The sequence below is a fragment of the Streptomyces sp. Je 1-369 genome (genome assembly GCF_026810505.1).
Classification (GTDB): domain Bacteria; phylum Actinomycetota; class Actinomycetes; order Streptomycetales; family Streptomycetaceae; genus Streptomyces.
Genome location: NZ_CP101750.1, coordinates 3583928 through 3601437, shown reverse-complemented (window position 1 = coordinate 3601437; position 17510 = coordinate 3583928). Strand labels below are relative to the sequence as shown.

The following is a 17510-nucleotide window of genomic DNA, read 5'->3' as shown; positions in this document are numbered from 1 at the left end:
GGAAGCGCCCGGGCCCACGCCGAAGCTAGTCGCGCCCGGGCCGGACGGGACCCTCGTCGGTCCAGACGACGCCCTTGTTGCGGCAGAGGCAGAAGGGGTGTCCGACGGGGTCGGCGTACACGCGGAAGCCGTAGCCGTTGGGGCCGACGCACTCCTGCTTCAGGGTCGCGCCGAGGGCCAGGACGCGGCGCTGTTCGGCCTCGATGTCGTCGACTTCGAAGTCGAGGTGGAACTGCTTGGGGTGCTCGCTGTCGGGCCACTGCGGAGCGCGGTAGTCCTCCACCGGGGTGAAGGCCAGCTCGATGTCGCCGAGTCGGATACCGGCCCACTGCGCGTTACTGTCCGCCTTGACCGGGAGCCCCGTCACTTCGGAGTAGAAGGCTGCCAGCTTCATCGCGTCCGGGCAGTCGATGATGAAGTCGGTTAGTCGTAGCATTCCGCGATCTTGCCACAAGAGCAGATGAGTTGGAGGTTGAAAAAACAGACGCGGCGGGGAAGCCATCCCCACGTCAAGTCGGGGCAATAGTGCCCACGGGGCACCGAAGTGCGGGCAGGGCGCGGTTGGGCGAGCAGCACACCAGGGCCAGCGACAGAAACGTGGGGCGTTCCAGGTAGCAGCCGTGGGACACGTCCCCTCCACGCCCGAGCCGGTCGGCGGCAGATTCAACGAGCAGGTCGAGGCGTCCACGATCTCGTCCACCCTCGGAGTCGAATCGGGCGGCGTACTCGACCAGTCGCTTCCCGAGCCAGTCCGCGGCCTCCTTCGACTCGTCCCACGTACCCCGGATCAGCTTTTCCGGCTTGATCAGCCAGTACGCCGTTTCCAGCGGTGGCAGATCCACGATCGGGAACGCCGCCTTCACTTCCCGGTGGCGCAGAACGAGATCGGGGCGGCTTCCGTCCGGGGGCTGGTGTGGTGGCGGAGGCCGCCGCAGCGCCTCGTCGTCGTATCGCTGTTTGGGACCGGCCCACAAATATCCGTGGTGGTGCACCTGTCGTCCCCTTCGGGGAGTACGGATTACGGAGCGATATGGAGACCGGCCGGTCGCCGCCCTGTGCAGGGAGCGGAGCCCGGCCGGAGGAGCGTGAGCCGTCAGGTGGAGAGCCCGAACCGCGCCGGGTCGATGCCGGCGGCGTCCAGCTCAGCCGTGGTGAAGCGCAGTGGTTCGGCGCCGGGCCGCTTGCTGTCACCCACGGCCCAAGTGCCCTCGCCGATCTTCGCGAGGGTCACACACGCTTCACCGTCCGGGTGAGTGTTGCCACCGCAAGCCTTGTTGGCCACAAGGGACGTGGGGAGCGGGAAGCTGTACAGGTCGGTTCCGCTATGCATTGCCACACCTACCTATTTCTGGGAGACCTTTCGGGTCTGTGTGAACCCATGATGACGCCCCGTTCGGACGATGTGGAGTCCCAGTTTCGTTACCGCATAAAGTCTTCAGCGGCGTCATTGAGGTAATGAGAAACCTCGTCACCAGTGATGGCGTGAGACCAGAACAGTTCGAATAGGTGCAGGTGTTGCGATACGTCCCGCGGGTCGCGTAGCACGACCTCTCCGGAGAAGAGTTCGACCGTCACCAGGCGGTCGTCGTATACGACGAAGATGTTCATCGGGGTGCCTGCTACCTGCACTTCCCGCGGGACTATTCCGATCTCAACGTTGGGTCTTCTGTTGACCTCCGCCATATGTGCACATTGTGCCGCCATGATTTCGGTGCTCGCCCGGCGCCACTTCACGGCCTGCTCGGTCATCAAGAACCAGAATGAGCGCGATGTGTCGTCCAGGATGGCCTGCCGATCCATGCGGGCCTGTACGGCTCTGCCGACATCCCTTGCGGGATCGCTGTCAACCGTGGGTGACAGCGTCTCCGTGGCGTACTCGCGGACATGCAGAAGTCCGGTAGGGATGGCAGGTAGGAAGTGCCGCATCACTCGCGAGGACGACTCAAGTGCTTTGAGTTCCCCTTGCTTGTGGTGAAGGCCGACGCGTGCATATGCGCGCCAAGATGCGTAATCAACGTTCGCTCTGCGTGCCAGTCGTATCAGTTCGTCTGCGACCTCGTCGGGCACGGACAAGGCCTCAAGGATCCGTTCGACGTCGATGACCGTGGGCAACGCGCGACCGGTTTCGATGCGGCTGATCTTCGTCTGGCTCATGTTGCAGCGCAGCGCCAGACGTTCTCCACTGAGACCGTAAGCGAGACGGAGACCCCGCAGGGTCTCCGCCAGATCCTTCCGTTCTCGTGCTTGTTTCTCAGGTTCGATAGGCACTGAACGGTATGGCGCTTTCCAGGGCGAGGTCACGCCAGGCGAGATACTTGCCCATGTCGGGGTTCTGGACGAGTTCGCGGTTGATCTGCGTACCGTCGGGACGGTAATTGAGGTGGACGACCGTCGTTTCGTCGAACATCCAGAAGTCCTGTTCGGGAAGACCGGGGTTCGGCCGGTCCGTCACGTCGACTATGTGGTAGTCCTCCCCGGCTGCGACGTTTCCGGGGACGCACCACTCGAACAGATAGCGGCTGTACGGTGTGAGTGGCCGACGTACGATCTTTGCGCGTGTCATCGTCCGACCGGCCGCCGCGTGATCTCTGATCGTGCGGTGCCACGACGTGTTGAAACCGTCGGGCTTCTCGGCCCCGGCAAGGAATGCGCGGACCGTCTCGGCCTCGGCGGGCATGGTGTACGTCTGATGCACTTCGAGCCGGAAAGCGGAACGCTTGAAGTCGCGGAAGTACGCCTGCCATGCGTCGCCGTCCAGTAGCACGGGGCTAGAGCCATCCACGGGCACGAGCCGCCTCCTTCAGGATGTCTTCCGGGATCAGTACGACCGATTCGCCCTCGGGGGTCGGGTGAGTCATGTCGTATCCCTGGATCGCCAGCATTGCGGGGTCCAACGTTTCGTACACGGTCGGGCAGTCACCGTTCCCGCACTTGTCGTCGTCATTCCTGCACGAGCCACCGGCAATCATCCGCAGTTCATTCACTGAGCGCCTCCGGTTCTTGTAGCCAGAAAGCTACGGACAGTCATGCCCGGACCACAAGGCACTCAGCAGTTCAGTCACGTTGTCGCATAGAACCGTGGCGGGATCATCCCCGGTGACCCGGGTGGTCCACCCGTGCACAACCGACCTGGCGCTGCACGTACTCCTCAAAGGGCAAGGCGTGCGCCAGCGCTGTGCGTTTCCACTCCCGGTACGGAGCCGGATCGCCGTCGCACGCCTTCCCGCGTGACGTCCAGGACGCGGATGTCCTCTCCGGCCGCGATGTTGCCGAGGATTGAATCGTGCGACGTTCTCCTGCTTCCTGGGCATGGTGTACGTCGGTTGCGCCTCGAACCGCCAGGCCTCCCGCTCGAAGCGGTCGAGGTACCGCCGCCAGTCCGCGCCGTCCAACGGCATGGGCTGCCTTCCTCAGGTAGTTGGTACGTTCGCCGCGACGGCGGTGATGAACGGGGCCCACGCGGTCGCCGGGAACACGAGGGTGGGGCCGGCCGTCAGCTTGGAGTCCCTGATGGGGACGCGGCCGGGAAGGCCGATGGCTATCTCGACGCAGTCACCGCCGCTGGAGTTGCTGTAGCTGCTCTTGCGCCAGTTCGCCTGGCTGAAGTCAAAGTGGCTTCTCGCCATTTCGGAAGTCCTCTACCGCTGCCTCAATCATGGCCAGGGACGCCTCGGGTGGCATGGCGGCGGCCCTGAGCAGATCGTACGACCTGCGGTAGTCCTTCACGATCGGTGGAAAGTCGATGAGTTGGCCGCTGTGGAGCCCTTCTGCGTACGCCACGGGTGGGGCATCCGGGAATGTCATGACCTTGGCCATGCCCATCATGAGCGGATGAGCCGCTGTCGTTGCCGGAAGAATCTGCAGAACGCCCTGGACGGACCGGATCACCGACACGATGTGGTGCAGTTGGTCCGCCATGGCCCCAGGGGGCAGGAGGGGCCTGCGGATCAGGTTCTCGTGCAGGATCGCCCAGAAAGCTGGCGGTCCCCCCTCGCGCTCCCACAGCGCTGCGCGTTCCAAGCGAGCGACGACCTGTACTTCCACTGCTTCCGGCCGAAGCCACGGCGACCCGACCCGGATGACGGTCTCCGCGTATGTCCGCGTCTGCAGCAAGCCGGGCGCGATCATCGGCGCCCACTCCTCGATGCTCTCCGCGAACCGCTCCATCTCCGCGACATCCGCGAAGTACTCGGCGTGCCCGCCCTGGCGAGCGCGGCGCGCATCTTCACAACGGCGTTGGAAAAAGCCATCCGTCTCCAGCTTGGCGTCGACGTGCTGGGCCAAGTCGCACGGCATGCGTCGCTCACCGCGCTCGATCTGGCTGAGGAAAGAGACGGCCCGGAAACTGCCCGAGGCCAGACCTTCCAGCGTGAGCCCCGCCGCCTCCCGCTTGAAACGCAACTCCGCGCCGTAGAACGCCGGGACGCTCGCTGATGCGTCGGGATCCTTACGAGGAGGCACAACCCACCACCGCCATTTGCCAGTTACTCTGCGCAACCCGAACCCCTGTCACGTTACGCCGCTCCACGCCACTGTGTGACCGAATCATCACAGAGAGCGCACGGAAGGCGTACCCCCATGCAAGAGCCACCCCCCACACAAACCCACACCACCCCGCCCCCCTTCGAACTCTCCCTGCTCGCCGTCCCCAAGGCCGTCCCCGAGATCCGCCGCACGCTGAGCGAGCACCCTTACGGCAGCCCCCACCCCGACGTACACCTCTGCGTCAGCGAGTTGCTGAGCAACGTGATCCGGCACCTCGGCGAGGGGACGCCCGTCACCGTCCGCGTCACCACCTCCCGCGACCGCATCCGCGTGGCCGTCACCGACCCGGACCCCCGCGCCTGGCCGCTCCTCCGCAGGGCGGGCCGCGACGACGAGACGGGAAGAGGACTCGCCCTGCTCGACGCCGTCTCGCTGCGGTGGGGCGTCGAGCAGGGGCCCGACAGCAAGACGGTCTGGTGCGAACTGGGGGAGGGGTAGACACGTGCTGCGCCGCCTTCTGGCCTGGCTGCTGCCCGGCACGGGGACGCGTCGCGCGGCGAGGGAGACAAGGGGGTACCAGCCGCATCCCACCCCCGGGGTGCGGGACCTCCGCCCCCGCAGCCCCTACGCCCGCGACGCCGCCGAGAATCGCCCCATCGACGTCAGCGGCGCCCCTCTCGCCCGGCCCTACCTCCGCGCCCGCCCCCGAACGGAGCCGTGCGGCATCCTGAGCCGATGAAGACCATCGGCCTCATCGGCGGCATGAGCTGGGAGTCCAGCGCCGAGTACTACCGACTGCTCAACGAACTCGTACGGGAACGGCTCGGCGGGCTGCACTCCGCGCGGTGCGTGCTGTACTCCGTCGACTTCGCCGAGATCGAGCAGCTGCAAGTACAGGGGGAGTGGGAGCGGGCCGGAGAGGTGATCGCCGCTGCCGCCAAAGGCGTTGAGGCCGCCGGGGCCGACCTCGTCCTCATCTGCACCAACACCATGCACAAGGTCGCCGACCAGGTGAAGGCCGCGATCTCCGTTCCGCTGCTGCACCTCGGGGACGCCACCGCCGAGGCAGTACGCCGGGCAGGAATCACCCGCGTCGGGCTGCTCGGGACCGCGTTCACCATGGAGCAGGACTTCTACCGGGATCGGCTGGCCGGGCACGGGCTGGACGTGCTCGTGCCGGATGCGGAGGGGCGGGGCCTCGTCCATCGCGTCATCTACGAGGAGTTGTGCCTCGGCGTCGTACGCGAGGAGTCGCGTGCCGCGTATCAGGAGGTCATCCGGAGCCTCGTCCGCCGAGGTGCCGAGGGCGTCATCCTCGGGTGCACCGAGATCGAGCTGCTCATCGGGCAGGAGCACAGCCCCGTGCCCGTGTTCCCTACCACCCGGCTCCACGCCGAAGCCGCGGTCGATGCCGCCGTCAGCGCGCGCGGGTGACGGGACGAACAATGGGGCCCGTCCCCTCAAGGAACGGGCCCCACCGCGGCGTTCGTGCGCTCAAGCGCAGCGCAGCGGCACCTCACTCGTCGACCGTCAGTCCCTTGCGGAGCTTGACGAGAGTGCGCGACAACAGTCGCGAAACGTGCATCTGCGAGATGCCGAGCTCCTCGCCGATCTCCGACTGCGTCATGTTCGCGACGAAGCGGAGGGAGAGGATCTTGCGGTCGCGCGCGGGGAGTTCGGCTATGAGGGGCTTGAGGGACTCGACGTACTCGATGCCCTCGAGGCCGTGGTCCTCGTAGCCGATGCGGTCCGCGAGTGCGCCTTCGGAGTCGTCCTCCTCGGGCTGCGCGTCCAGGGAGCTCGCCGTGTAGGCGTTGGACGCGGCCATCCCCTCGACGACCTCTTCGTTGGAGATGCCCAGGCGCTCGGCGAGCTCGCCCACCGTGGGGGCGCGATCGAACTGCTGGGCGAGCTCGTCGCCCGCCTTGGCGAGGTCCAGCCGGAGTTCCTGGAGGCGGCGCGGGACGCGCACCGACCAGCTGGTGTCACGGAAGAAGCGCTTGATCTCGCCGACGATCGTGGGCATGGCGAAGGTGGGGAACTCGACGCCGCGGCTGAGTTCGAAGCGGTCGATCGCCTTGATGAGGCCGATCGTGCCGACCTGGATGATGTCCTCCATGGGCTCGCTGCGGGAGCGGAACCGGGAGGCGGCGAACTTCACCAGGGCGAGGTTCAGTTCGACCAGGGTGTTGCGGACGTACGCGTATTCGTGCGTGCCTTCTTCGAGGGACTCGAGGCGCTCGAAGAGGGTCTTGGACAGGGCCCTCGCGTCCAGCGGCGCCACCTCGTCGTACGGCGGGATCTCAGGGAGACCGTCGAGACCTTCGTAGGTGTCCTCGGCGATTTCTGGGGCACCCTGAGTCGGGACGGACTCGTGGGCGGGACCCGGGATCTCGGTGGCGGAGCGGTGCGGCGGGAGTGTCGACGTCGCCTGGTCAGTATGCGATTCGTCGAGCCGGGGTGACATGGGTGTCCTCCATCGTTCTCGGCATATGGCTGCCGATGCCAATACGTGCACTGCGGTGTGCGGCGCCTCCAAAGCCGTCCGTGTTGATTGATGTCTCTTCTACCCCTACCCGCTTCCGCGCTTCGGTCGCAAGTGCGCTCTGGGGGCAAATGTCCGAATTCGGGGGGATGTTCGGGTACCCCGGAGCGCCAGGAGGGCGTAATGTTCAGGGGCGTCATCAACAGCAACGACGGTCGGAAGAGAGAGACGGCATGGACCGCGGGACGGTCGGCAGCGCACACAGGGGCCGGCTTCTGGTCGAAGTCCGGAAGGTGGGCGCGAGTGCCGTCGTGACCCCGGCGGGTGAGTTGGATCACCACACCGCCGACGTGTTGCGCGAGCCACTCGAAAATTGCCTGACGGACGGCTACGCACGGCTTGTCGTCGATTGCTCACGCCTTGAGTTCTGTGATTCCACGGGGCTCAACGTATTGCTCGGCGCCCGGCTCAAGGCCGAGGCCGCCGGTGGCGGCGTCCATCTGGCCGGGATGCTTCCGGTGGTCGCCAGGGTCTTCGAGATCACCGGCGCGGAGGCGGTCTTCACCGTCCACGACACCCTCGAAGCGGCCCTCGGAGAGTGACTCCGAAGTGGTCGTACGAGGAAAAGTCGTGGTCACACGCGAAAGTTATGTGTCAGTTTCCTCTGTGTGATCATGGCGTTACCAGCGTCACACGGACCGTGCCGAACTAGTGGGTGTTCTCACGGTTCGTCCGGGCAGGAGAGACGTGGATCCCACTGACGGCGGTCCGCAGAGTCAACAGTCAGAACGGCAAGCAGCAGCCGATGTCCCCAGTCCTCCTGTCGGTGAGGTGAAGCGCTGATGAGCACCACCCGGCCTTACTCGCCGGGCGACCGCGGCCCGGAGTCCGAGGCCGCAGTCGCGGACGCTCCCGCGGAGCGGGCCTCAGGTGCGCCCGCCGCCCGGCAGGTCCGCAGACTGAGCCTGAACGGCGCGAGCGGCATCGTCCCGCTCGCCCGTGACTACACACGTGAGGCGCTTCACGCGTGGGGCTGGCTCCCCGCGGAGAGCGCAGACCGGCGCGCGGCGGCCGAGGACGTGCTCCTCGTCGTCTCCGAGCTGGTCACCAACGCCTGCCTGCACGCCGAGGGCCCCGACGAGCTCTGGCTGTCCTCCGACGGCAAGGTGCTGCGCATCGAGGTCTCCGACCGCGGTACGGGACAGCCCGCGCCGCGTACCCCGCACCGCGCCGGGCGGCCCGGCGGGCACGGCATGTTCATCGTGCAGCGGCTCTGCCTGGACTGGGGTGTCGTCCGCAGCCCGGGGGTCGCGGGCAAGACGGTCTGGGCGGAGGTGGGGGCGCCCGCGTAGGCGGCGGGCACTCACTCACGCACGGACTGCGGCCGTGGTTGTGGCTGCGGTTGGGGTTGCGGTTGCGGTTGGGGCTGTGGTTGCGGCTGGGGCTGGGGGTCGAGGAGCTCTGGCTCTGCCCAGTGCTGTTACCCACGGTTACCGCCTGTTGGTATGCGCGTCGGATCATCACGGATCCGGCGCGTCTTTTGTCTTCCCTCGTCAAGGTCCCGGGCGTACCTTGAGCGCCCAATCTGATGTGCCGTCAGTAACACAGGTAACTCCGCACCGCGGCACGCCACGACCGGCATGAGGGGACAAACGAGGTGTCGCACACGAAAAAATCGGCCGCGCTCGCGCTCGCCACCGTCCTGGCCGGCGGCTCAGCGGTGCTGATGGCCGCCCCCGCCGCGCAGGCCACCGTCCAGGACGTCAACTACCAGTGCAAGACGCCGATCGGGGACAAGAGCGCCGTCTCGCCGATCGACATCAAGAGCGTCAAGAGCGGCAGCGGCTACAAGCTCACCATGTCCTTCCAGAAGGGCGTCTCCTCCAGCCCTGTAGAGCTCGGCAAGGGCGCGATGAAGCCAAGCGCGGTGATCAAGCTGGGCGGCGCGGAGAGCGGCACGGTGCCGGTGTCCGGCGCGACGAACGCCGAGGCCATCCCAGCCAACACGCCGATCAAGATCAGCGACCTGTCGGGGACGTACACGCCCAAGAAGAGCGGCAAGGTGACGTTCACGGCCGGTGTCCTCACGATCAAGGCGCTCGGTACGACCACGACGTGCACGCCCTCCAACAACCCGAAGCCGTCCCTCGAGCTGGACGTCAAGGGGGCCGGGGGGTCCGGGGGTGCGTCGGGCGGGGGCTCCGATACGACCGGTGGCGGCGCGGGTACGACGGGTGGCTCCGACAGCGCGCCCTCCGGCGGCGACGAGCTGCCGCAGACTGGCCCCGCGGACTCCGCCGTCGCACTCGGCACCCTCGGCGGCACGGTGCTGCTCGCGGGCGCGGCCGGGGCGCTCTGGCTGACGCGCAGGAATCAGACGGCGGTTCGGTCGCGGTAAGGGGGGGCGGGCCCGTACGACCGGTATGGCTGGTATGGCCTGCGCGGCCCCGTACGGCCGGTATGGCCCGCGCGGCCCGTACGGCCCGTACGGCCTGCGCGACCTGTACGGCCCGCGCGACCTGTGCGGCCTGAACGGCCCGTACGGCCTGTAGGACGGCTACGCGAGTGAGATCCCGTACGAAGATCAGGAGCCGCCGATGACGTTTTCCGCGCGAGGTGCGGGGCGGGCGGCTGCCCTGGCGCTGATGGTGGCGGCCCTCGGCGCCGGTGCCGGCATCGGCGCCGGTCCCGCGCACGCGGACGGTGGCGGTGGCGGTGGCGCCGGTGACGATCGGGCGGCGTGGTCCGCCGCGCCCTCCGCGGGCGGCGGGGCCCGGCCCGCGAAGGACGGGCGGCCCTCCTTCTACGCGGAGGGCACCCCCGGAACCGTGCTCCAGGACACCCTCTCCGTCACCAACCCGGGCCCGAAGCCCCGCACGATCTCCCTGCGGGGCGCGGACGCGGACAACACCGGCTCCGGCGCGTTCTCCGTCACCCCCGCCAAGGGCACGCCGAAGGACACCGGGGCGTGGATCAGCTTCGCGAAGCGTCAGGTGAAGGTGCCGCCGCGGACCCGGGCCGAGGTGCCGTTCACCCTCACCGTCCCCACGAACGCGACGCCCGGCGACCACCCGGGGGCCGTAGTCGCGAGCGGTGGCGGCCGCACGGTGGGCGTACGCGTGGACCTGCGGGTCGACGGGCCGACCCTCTCCGCGCTCACCGTCGAGCGCGTCGACGTCGACACCGACGCGGGGAGCATCTCGTACGACCTGGTCAACCGCGGCAACACCGTGCTGACCCCGAAGCTCGCGGTGCACGCGGACGGTGTACTCGGCACTCTCCTCGACCGCCCCGCGCGCACGCTGCCGGTCGAGCTGCTGCCCGGCCGCAGGGTGTCCCTGACCGAGCCGTGGCCGGACGCGCCGTCGCTCGACGCGGTCGACGTCGAGCTGACGGCCACCGCGTCGGGCGGCGCCCGCGACACCGCCACGGCCTCGGTGCGGTTCGTGCCGTGGGGCGTCGTGGTGGGCGGGGGAGCGGTGCTGGCCGCGGCGGTGGGCGGGGCGGTTCATCTCGTACGCAGACGGGGGCGGCGGCGTACGGAGGCGCCGGAGCCGGACGGTGGCGGCGAACAGGGCGACGTATCGCGGGAGTTGGCGCGAGCGGGGACGGGAGACGAACTGTGAACGGTGAGAACTGGCCCGGCCCGGCGGCGGTGTATGTGGGAGTGCGTGCGGGGGCGACGGGAGCGGTGGGAGCTGTGGGGGCGGTGGTGGCGGGGGCTGTGCGGGCCGCTCTGGCCCTGCTCGCTGTGGCGGCCCTGCTCGGCCTCGCGCTGCTGCCCCAAGCCTCCGCGGCCGCCGCCGCGGAGGACGAGCCCACCGTGAAGCTCTCGGCGTCCCAGGCGGGCAAGGGCGGGTCCGTCACCGTGAAGGGTGCGGGGTGGCGGCCCGACGCTCTCCTGATGATGCTCGTCTGCGGTCAGTCCGCCCCGGGCAAGGGCGTCGTGGGCGGTACGAACTCGTGCGCCAACTCCGACGGGCGGGCCGTCACCACGGACGACGACGGCGCCTTCAGTAAGAAGTTGCCGGTGGCCGAGCCGCCGGAGCCGTGCCCCTGCGTCGTCCACGTGGCCACGGTGACCGGCGAGAAACAGCAGGTCGACGCGGTACTGAAGGTCGCGGGCCACCCCGTGAAGGCGCTGCCCGCACAGGCGACCGGCGGCAAGCTGTCCGTTCTGACGGACACCGCTCTGGAGGGGGCCGGCGGAGTGCTGACGTGGTTCGGTGCCCCGCCGCAGCGCACGCTCGAGTTCACCGTCGGCAACGTCGGCTCGGCGCCGGTGAAGGACCCCGTCTTCCAGGTCGGTACGTCCCACGGCGTGTTCGCACCGCAGTGGGAGGAGCAGCAGTGGCGCGGCACGATCGCTCCCGGCAAGAAGGCGCAGATCAAGCTGCCGGTGGAGCTTTCGGCGGGGGCGCACGGGGACTACCTGGTCTCGCTGAAGTTCGGCGGGAAGGTCCTCGCGGAGCAGCCGTGGGGCGTGGGGCGTCCGTGGGGCGTCACGCTCTTCTGGCTCCTGCTGTGCGTCGTCGTGCCCGCGGCCGTCTTCCGTATCGGCATGGCGGTCGTCGACCGGCTCCGGCCGAACCGTCGCCGCGTCTCGCGGTCCGGCCGCCGCCGTGGTGCGCGGTTCGCTGAACTCGCGCGTCGTGTGCCGCGGTTGCGGATGCCGCAGGGGGCGGTCGACGCGGATCGGAAGGGGCGGGCGTCGCATGCGGCGCGTACGCCTGGCAGAGGCTTCACGGGGGCGCCCGGCGCGGGCGGTACGGGTGGGGTGGCCGGTGCGGGCGGTGCGGGCGGTGCGGGCGGTGCGGGCGGTGCGGGCGGTGCGAGCCGTACGAGTGGTGCGAGCCGTACGAGTGGTTCGGGTGAGCCGACAGCCACCGCCCCCGGCTCCACCCACGCCCCCCTGCCCTGGTTCACCCCCGACACAGACCCCGGCGCACCCGCGGGCCGGCTCTCCGCACCGTCCGACGACAGTCCGACGAAGGGAACCACGTGATCACGCAACGACGGAGAGCGGGCGCGGCCTCGGTCGCGCTCCTGCTGGGCGGAGCGGGCATCCTGCTGACCGCAGGCCCCGGGCACGCCGCCGCGGCCGCCGCGGTCGCCTACAAAACGGAGTGCATTCCGCCGCCCATCTCCAACCTGCCGCCCGTGCAGGGCACGACCCAGGTCGAGATCACCGCGCCCGCGACGGCGAAGGTGGGTGACGAGGTCGACGTCGTGTGGAAGACGACGCAGGCCGCGTCCAAGAACCCGGACGTCCTGGACCTCGGCGAGAACACGGTGAAGCCGACCGGCACGATCAAGGTGGGTGGCGGTCAGACGGGCGACCTGAAGGTGGAGGGTGAGCGCAAGAACCCGCCCATCAAGAAGAACAGCCCCATGATCCTCTCCGACATGAAGGGCAAACTGAAGCTGACGGCGGCGGGCGAGGTGACGCTGACGCCGGACGCGTACGACATCAACGTCAACAAGCCGATCTCCACGGACACGAAGTGCGCGCCCAAGGAGCAGGTGGGGGCGGGTGCGACGATCAAGGTGACGGCGGGGGGCGGCAGTTCGGGCGGCTCGACGGGTGGCTCGTCGTCGGGTGGTTCGTCTTCGGGTGGTACGTCGGCGGGGTCTTCCGGCGGTTCCACCGGTGGTTCCACCGGTGGGGGCGGCGGGCAGACCGACTTCCCCGGCAAGGAGGTCCAGACCCCGTACAAGTGCAAGACGCCCATCGGCGACAAGGAGGCGACCTCGCCGGTCCAGATCAACGCCAAGAAGGACGGCGGGAGTTACGGGCTGACCGTGCGGTTCAAGAAGGCGGTGATGGACAGCCCGGCCGACATCCCCGCGGACTCCGTGAAGCCGTCGATGGAGGTCGCGCTTGGTGGCGCGGACAAGGGGACGGTGCATGTGGAGGGGCCGACCAACAAGGAGCCGATCAAGTCGGGTGACCCGATGACGATTCCGGACCTGACCGGCACGTACAAGCCGGGGGCGGACGGGAAGTCGACGCTGTCGCCGGGTGTGCTGACGGTGAAGGCGCTGGGCACGACGACGACGTGTACGCCGGCGAAGGCGGAGGTCTCCCTCGAACTCGACACGGCTGCGCAGCCGGGTGGGGCGGCGGGGGGTTCGGGTACGGCTGGGGGCTCGCCCGCGACGGGTGGCTCCGCGACGGGTGGCTCCGCGTCGTCGGGTGGCGCTGCCTCGGGGGGCGGCCTCGCGGAGACCGGGGCGGACGACAACGGGACGTTGCGTGCGCTCGGGCTCGTCGCAGGGACGGTGATCCTTCTCGGCGGAGCGGTCTTCACGTTCCTCCCTGGACGCCGCCGGCGCGGCCTGCGCTGACGCTGCGCCGGCCGGGGCGCGGACTCTTCTGCGGGCCGCCGGTGGCTGGTCGCGCAGTTCCCCGCGCCCCTGAACCGCACCTCCGTGCGGGGAGCGTTGCGTGTAGGTCGACCCGCGCGGGCAACCCGCCGCCGCCCGCAGCCGCCGATGTCCCGCTGTGGGCAGCCGTGTCTGCGGGGAGTGGCCTCGGATGGTCTCTGCGGGCCGCCGGTGGCTGGTCGCGCAGTTCCCCGCGCCCCTGAGCGGCGTCTCCGTGCGGGGAGCGTTGCGTGTAGGTCGACCCGCGTGAGCAACCCGCCGCCGCTCGCAGCCGCCGATGTCCCGCCGTAGGCAGCCGTGTCTGCGGGGAGTGGCCCCGGATGGTCCCCGCGGGCCGTCGGGGGCTGTCGCGCCGTTCCCCGCGCCCCTGAGCGGCGTCTCCGTGCGGGGAGCGTTGCGTGTAGGTCGACCCGCGTGAGCAATCCGCCGCCGCCCGCAAGGGTCACGCGCGGCCCCGCAGCCAGCGCAGGATCGACTGGGCCATCCCTGGGCCCCGGAGCAGCGGGCCCCCGTGCGCGGACCCCGGCACCGTGCGGACCGTGATGTCGCCCAGGCCCGCGCCGCGCTCCGCGTTCGCCAGCTCCGACGAGTGCGTGCGCGGCACGAAGTCCCCCGCCGAGTGGATCAGGAGGAGCGGCGCGTCGTCCGCGCCCGACGCGTGGGACGCGACCGACAGGTCCGCCCACCGCCCCCGGCACACCCGCCCCGCCCCGTCCCCCGGCACGCACCCCGCGAGCCGTACCGCCGCCCTCCGCAGCGCCCGCCGCTCCGCCGACGCCCCAGGCCTCGCCCCGTCGCGCCACGCCCGCTGCGGCGACGCCACCGGCGACAGCGCGACCACGCCCCGCGCCCGCGCCCACCCCGCCCCGTACGCGCCCGCCTGGAGCGCGAGGTGTCCGCCCGCCGACGAGCCGAGCACGAGGGGGCGCCGCCCGTCCTCGCGCCGCTGGACCCAGTGCAGCGCCGCCAGGACGTCGTCGCGCTGCGCGGGCCAGACCGCGTCCGAGGTGAGGCGGTAGTCGGTGTCGTACACAGTGAACCCGCGCGCCGCGAACCACCGCGCCCACCCGCTCCAGTCGGTGTCCTTCGACCAGTAGCCGCCGTGCACGATGACGAGCGGAGTGCCGCCGTCGCCGTACACGGTGATGTTCTGGCGGGGGTGCGTCCCGTAAGGGAAGAGCTGCCCGGCCGGGGGCTCGGGGGCCGCCTGGGCGGCGGCACTGGACGACAGCAGCGCCCCGCAGAGGGTCAGGCTGAGCAACGTACGACGCATGGCGGGCATGGCGAGATGTTGCACCTCGCGGGCGGTCCGTTCCCGCGCAACCTCCGCGCACCACCTGTGCGGGTGGCAGAACGTTCCTCTGTTCGCACCCTTCAAGAACGCGGAAGGGCCGCTGCTCACCGAGCAGCGGCCCTTCCTCAAGACACCTGGGTCAGTTGACCGAACCCATGAGTTGCTTGACCTTCTTGCGGGACGACCAGATCCCGACACCCGCCAGTACGGCGATGATCGCTTCGACGGCGACCGCCCCCGAATTGTTCAGGTCCACGCCCAGCTGCGGCGAGGTCAGCAGACCCGTCACCGAGTCGCCCGCGGTGACCGCGAGGAACCAGACACCCATCATCTGGGCGCTGTACTTCTCCGGGGCCATCTTGGTCGTGAGCGACAGGCCGACCGGGGAGAGGCAGAGCTCGCCGACGGTCTGGATGAAGTAGATCGAGACCAGCCACATCGGGCTGACGCGGCCGCCGTTGTTGGCGGTGTCGATCAGCGGGATGAGGAAGACCGCGAAGGAGATGCCGATCAGCGTGAGGCTGGAGGCGAACTTGACGGCCGTGCTCGGCTCCTTGCCCCGCTTGTTCAGCCACAGCCACGCCGAGGCGACCAGGGGGGCCAGCGCCATGATGAAGATCGGGTTCAGCGACTGGTACCAGGAGGTCGGGAAGTCGAACCCGAGCAGGTTGTTCGTCGTCGAGCCCTTGCCGAAGATCGACAGCGTCGAGCCGTTCTGGTCGTAGATCATCCAGAAGACGGCGGCGACCACGAAGAACCAGATGTAACCCGACAGCTTGGACTGCTCCAGCTGCGAGAGCTCCTTGTCGCGCTTCATGCGGGCGAGGACGGTGACCGGGATGACCAGACCCGCGATGATCAGCGGCATCAGGGCCCAGTCGGCGAAGTTGCCGGTCACGCCCATGAGCGTGTAGAGCGCGGCGGCGACGATCAGCCAGATCAGGCCGTTGCGCAGGGCCGAGGCGCGCTGCTGCGGCGTCGCGGGCTGCGACACCACGCTGCTCTGCGCGCTCAGGTGACGCGAGCCGATCATGAACTGGGCGAGGCCCAGGGCCATGCCGACCGCGGCGAGCGCGAAGCCCAGGTGCCAGTTGACGTTCTCGCCGACCGTGCCGATGGACAGCGGGGCGAGGAAGGCACCGAGGTTGATGCCGATGTAGAAGAGCGTGAAGCCACCGTCACGGCGCGGGTCCTTCGGACCGTTGTAGAGGTGGCCGACCATCACGGAGATGTTCGCCTTCAGGAGGCCGGAGCCGAGCGCGACGAGCGCCAGACCGGCGAAGAAGGTGGCCGAGCTCGGCAGCGCGAGCGTGATGTGGCCGAGGATCACGACGGCCGCACCGATGACGACCGTCTTGCGCGGACCCCAGAAGCGGTCCGCCATCCAGCCGCCGGGCATGGCGAGGAGATAGACCATCGACATGTAGACGGAGTAGATCGCCGTCGCCGTCGTGGCACTCATGTTCATGCCGCCGGGGGCGATCAGATACAGCGGGAGCAGTGCCTTCATGCCGTAGAAGCTGTACCGCTCCCACATCTCGGTCATGAAGAGAGTGGCCAGTCCGCGGGGGTGGCCGAAGAAGGTCTTCTCGGAGCCAGGGGTACTGGCGGAGTCCTTCGTCAGGCTGGACGCCATGGGTCGATCCTCGTGGGTTCGGGACGCGCGCGGCAGGAGCGTGAGCGCGCCCGGTGGGGGGCGGTCGGCACCGTCGTCATGGCCGCCCACCCCCACGCCCAGGGGGAGTTCACCCCGCGAAAGAGGCGAGGGGCGGTGACTCCGGGATCCACACCCTGGCGCATCCTCGCGCGCAGGGCCCGACCACAGGTCATTCCTTTCAAGGCTGGCCGAAGCCGGCCCGCACATAAAAGAGACCTAAGGCGCGCACAGCGGGCCAAAGGTCCTTGAGTAGTGCATCAGGCGTTGGGTCACCATACGACACGTCAGGGATGCATATGGAAGGACTTGAGAGATGGATCACAGGTGTCGCTGCAACCAGCGGCACACATTCAAAGGTGTTTCACAGAATTGCTTCCCACAGCCGCAGGGTCACCCCCACACTGTGCGATCACCTCCCTGACGTTGTCCACTGCGGACTACCATCACTCCATGACCCGTGTACTGCTCGCCGAGGACGACGCGTCCATCTCGGAGCCGCTGGCCCGTGCCCTGCGCAGGGAGGGTTACGAGGTCGAAGTCCGTGAGGACGGCCCCACCGCTCTCGACGCAGGCCTGCAAGGGAGCGTCGACCTCGTCGTACTCGACCTGGGGCTGCCCGGCATGGACGGCCTGGAGGTCGCCCGCCGGCTGCGGGCCGACGGGCTCACGGTGCCGATCCTGATCCTCACCGCGCGCGCCGACGAGGTGGACACGGTCGTCGGCCTCGACGCGGGCGCCGACGACTACGTGACCAAGCCCTTCCGGCTCGCCGAACTCCTCGCCCGGGTCCGGGCGCTGCTGCGGCGCGGCGCCACGGAGCCGAAGGAGGCGCCCGCCACGCACGGCGTGCGGATCGACGTCGAGTCGCACCGGGCGTGGATGGGCGACGAGGAGCTCCAGCTCACCGCGAAGGAGTTCGACCTGCTGCGGGTCCTGGTGCGGGACGCGGGGCGGGTCGTCACGCGCGATCAGCTGATGCGGGAGGTCTGGGACACGACGTGGTGGTCTTCCACGAAGACCCTCGACATGCACATCTCCTGGCTCCGCAAGAAGCTCGGTGACGACGCGGCGAACCCTCGGTACATCGCTACGGTACGGGGAGTCGGTTTCCGCTTCGAGAAGAGCTGACCCGCACTCCTGCGGGGGGCGGCTCCGTACGTGGGTGCTCGTGCGGTTCCCCGCGCCCCTGACGGGGCAGCTCC

Annotated in this window: 22 protein-coding genes and 1 pseudogene; 11 read left to right on the top strand and 12 right to left on the bottom strand. The window is 69.2% G+C overall.

Annotated features, from left to right (window positions below):
* Positions 1–25 precede the first annotated feature (25 nt).
* The 9 genes and pseudogenes from NOO62_RS16300 to NOO62_RS16260 all read right to left on the bottom strand — a co-directional run bounded on the left by NOO62_RS16300 (position 26) and on the right by NOO62_RS16260 (position 4461).
* On the bottom strand, positions 26–436 hold the full coding sequence (locus NOO62_RS16300; protein ID WP_268771610.1) for a VOC family protein: 411 nt from the start codon (positions 434–436) through the stop codon (positions 26–28).
* Between the two features lie 73 nt (positions 437–509).
* A complete protein-coding gene (locus tag NOO62_RS16295) occupies positions 510–992 on the bottom strand; it encodes a hypothetical protein (RefSeq protein ID WP_268771609.1) in 483 nt (160 codons plus the stop codon).
* Positions 993–1093: 101 nt separating this feature from the next.
* Positions 1094–1330, bottom strand: a complete 237-nt coding sequence (locus NOO62_RS16290) for a DUF397 domain-containing protein (protein ID WP_268771608.1) — start codon at positions 1328–1330, stop codon at positions 1094–1096.
* An 89-nt stretch (positions 1331–1419) separates the two neighbouring features.
* On the bottom strand, positions 1420–2268 hold the full coding sequence (locus NOO62_RS16285) for a helix-turn-helix domain-containing protein (RefSeq protein ID WP_268771607.1): 849 nt from the start codon (positions 2266–2268) through the stop codon (positions 1420–1422).
* Positions 2252–2764: a DUF6879 family protein gene (locus tag NOO62_RS16280; RefSeq protein WP_414930993.1), complete on the bottom strand. Its 513-nt coding sequence runs from the start codon at positions 2762–2764 to the stop codon at positions 2252–2254. The genes NOO62_RS16285 and NOO62_RS16280 overlap by 17 nt, the downstream gene beginning before the upstream one ends.
* Before the next feature lie 4 nt (positions 2765–2768).
* Positions 2769–2984 (bottom strand): hypothetical protein, encoded by a 216-nt coding sequence (locus tag NOO62_RS16275; RefSeq protein WP_321170575.1) that lies wholly within the window; start codon positions 2982–2984, stop codon positions 2769–2771.
* Between the two features lie 103 nt (positions 2985–3087).
* Positions 3088–3398, bottom strand: a pseudogene (locus tag NOO62_RS16270) (DUF6879 family protein).
* Between the two features lie 12 nt (positions 3399–3410).
* Positions 3411–3626: a DUF397 domain-containing protein gene (locus NOO62_RS16265; protein WP_268771605.1), complete on the bottom strand. Its 216-nt coding sequence runs from the start codon at positions 3624–3626 to the stop codon at positions 3411–3413.
* Entirely contained in the window at positions 3607–4461 is an 855-nt protein-coding gene (locus NOO62_RS16260; RefSeq protein WP_268771604.1) for a helix-turn-helix domain-containing protein, read from the bottom strand. The genes NOO62_RS16265 and NOO62_RS16260 overlap by 20 nt, the downstream gene beginning before the upstream one ends.
* Positions 4462–4578: 117 nt before the next feature.
* Here NOO62_RS16260 and NOO62_RS16255 point away from each other — a divergent pair, with 117 nt between their 5' ends.
* Genes NOO62_RS16255 through NOO62_RS16245 form a run of 3 tightly spaced genes read left to right on the top strand, consistent with a single transcriptional unit; the run spans position 4579 to position 5919 of the window.
* Positions 4579–4983 carry an ATP-binding protein gene (locus NOO62_RS16255; RefSeq protein WP_268771603.1) on the top strand — a complete coding sequence of 135 codons (405 nt, stop codon included), beginning with the start codon at positions 4579–4581 and terminating at the stop codon, positions 4981–4983.
* A gap of 4 nt (positions 4984–4987) precedes the next feature.
* Positions 4988–5224 (top strand): hypothetical protein, encoded by a 237-nt coding sequence (locus NOO62_RS16250; RefSeq protein WP_268771602.1) that lies wholly within the window; start codon positions 4988–4990, stop codon positions 5222–5224.
* Positions 5221–5919 (top strand): aspartate/glutamate racemase family protein, encoded by a 699-nt coding sequence (locus NOO62_RS16245; RefSeq protein ID WP_268771601.1) that lies wholly within the window; start codon positions 5221–5223, stop codon positions 5917–5919. Before NOO62_RS16250 ends, NOO62_RS16245 begins: the two co-directional genes overlap by 4 nt.
* Positions 5920–6001: 82 nt before the next feature.
* Here the strand turns inward: NOO62_RS16245 and NOO62_RS16240 are convergent, their stop codons facing one another.
* Positions 6002–6952, bottom strand: a complete 951-nt coding sequence (locus NOO62_RS16240; RefSeq protein WP_268771600.1) for an RNA polymerase sigma factor SigF — start codon at positions 6950–6952, stop codon at positions 6002–6004.
* Positions 6953–7203: 251 nt separating this feature from the next.
* Between NOO62_RS16240 and NOO62_RS16235 the strand changes: the two genes are divergently transcribed.
* From NOO62_RS16235 to NOO62_RS16205, 7 genes are all read left to right on the top strand, one after another.
* Positions 7204–7572 carry an STAS domain-containing protein gene (locus NOO62_RS16235; protein WP_268771599.1) on the top strand — a complete coding sequence of 123 codons (369 nt, stop codon included), beginning with the start codon at positions 7204–7206 and terminating at the stop codon, positions 7570–7572.
* 240 nt (positions 7573–7812) lie between these two features.
* Complete coding sequence (locus tag NOO62_RS16230) at positions 7813–8322, top strand: ATP-binding protein (RefSeq protein ID WP_268771598.1); 510 nt, start codon at positions 7813–7815, stop codon at positions 8320–8322.
* A 305-nt stretch (positions 8323–8627) separates the two neighbouring features.
* On the top strand, positions 8628–9368 hold the full coding sequence (locus NOO62_RS16225; protein WP_268771597.1) for an LPXTG cell wall anchor domain-containing protein: 741 nt from the start codon (positions 8628–8630) through the stop codon (positions 9366–9368).
* A gap of 25 nt (positions 9369–9393) precedes the next feature.
* Positions 9394–9522 carry a hypothetical protein gene (locus NOO62_RS16220; protein ID WP_268771596.1) on the top strand — a complete coding sequence of 43 codons (129 nt, stop codon included), beginning with the start codon at positions 9394–9396 and terminating at the stop codon, positions 9520–9522.
* Positions 9523–9567: 45 nt separating this feature from the next.
* Positions 9568–10596, top strand: a complete 1029-nt coding sequence (locus NOO62_RS16215; RefSeq protein ID WP_268771595.1) for a hypothetical protein — start codon at positions 9568–9570, stop codon at positions 10594–10596.
* A gap of 98 nt (positions 10597–10694) precedes the next feature.
* Positions 10695–11975, top strand: a complete 1281-nt coding sequence (locus NOO62_RS16210; RefSeq protein WP_414930992.1) for a hypothetical protein — start codon at positions 10695–10697, stop codon at positions 11973–11975.
* Complete coding sequence (locus NOO62_RS16205) at positions 11972–13318, top strand: hypothetical protein (RefSeq protein ID WP_414930835.1); 1347 nt, start codon at positions 11972–11974, stop codon at positions 13316–13318. The genes NOO62_RS16210 and NOO62_RS16205 overlap by 4 nt, the downstream gene beginning before the upstream one ends.
* A gap of 481 nt (positions 13319–13799) precedes the next feature.
* Here NOO62_RS16205 and NOO62_RS16200 read toward each other — a convergent pair whose 3' ends face one another.
* Together NOO62_RS16200 and NOO62_RS16195 are read right to left on the bottom strand one after the other, a co-directional pair.
* On the bottom strand, positions 13800–14639 hold the full coding sequence (locus tag NOO62_RS16200; protein WP_268771594.1) for an alpha/beta hydrolase family protein: 840 nt from the start codon (positions 14637–14639) through the stop codon (positions 13800–13802).
* A 151-nt stretch (positions 14640–14790) separates the two neighbouring features.
* Positions 14791–16287 (bottom strand): peptide MFS transporter, encoded by a 1497-nt coding sequence (locus NOO62_RS16195; protein WP_268771593.1) that lies wholly within the window; start codon positions 16285–16287, stop codon positions 14791–14793.
* Positions 16288–16758: 471 nt separating this feature from the next.
* Here NOO62_RS16195 and NOO62_RS16190 point away from each other — a divergent pair, with 471 nt between their 5' ends.
* On the top strand, positions 16759–17436 hold the full coding sequence (locus NOO62_RS16190) for a response regulator transcription factor (protein WP_055544110.1): 678 nt from the start codon (positions 16759–16761) through the stop codon (positions 17434–17436).
* Positions 17437–17510: the final 74 nt, after the last annotated feature.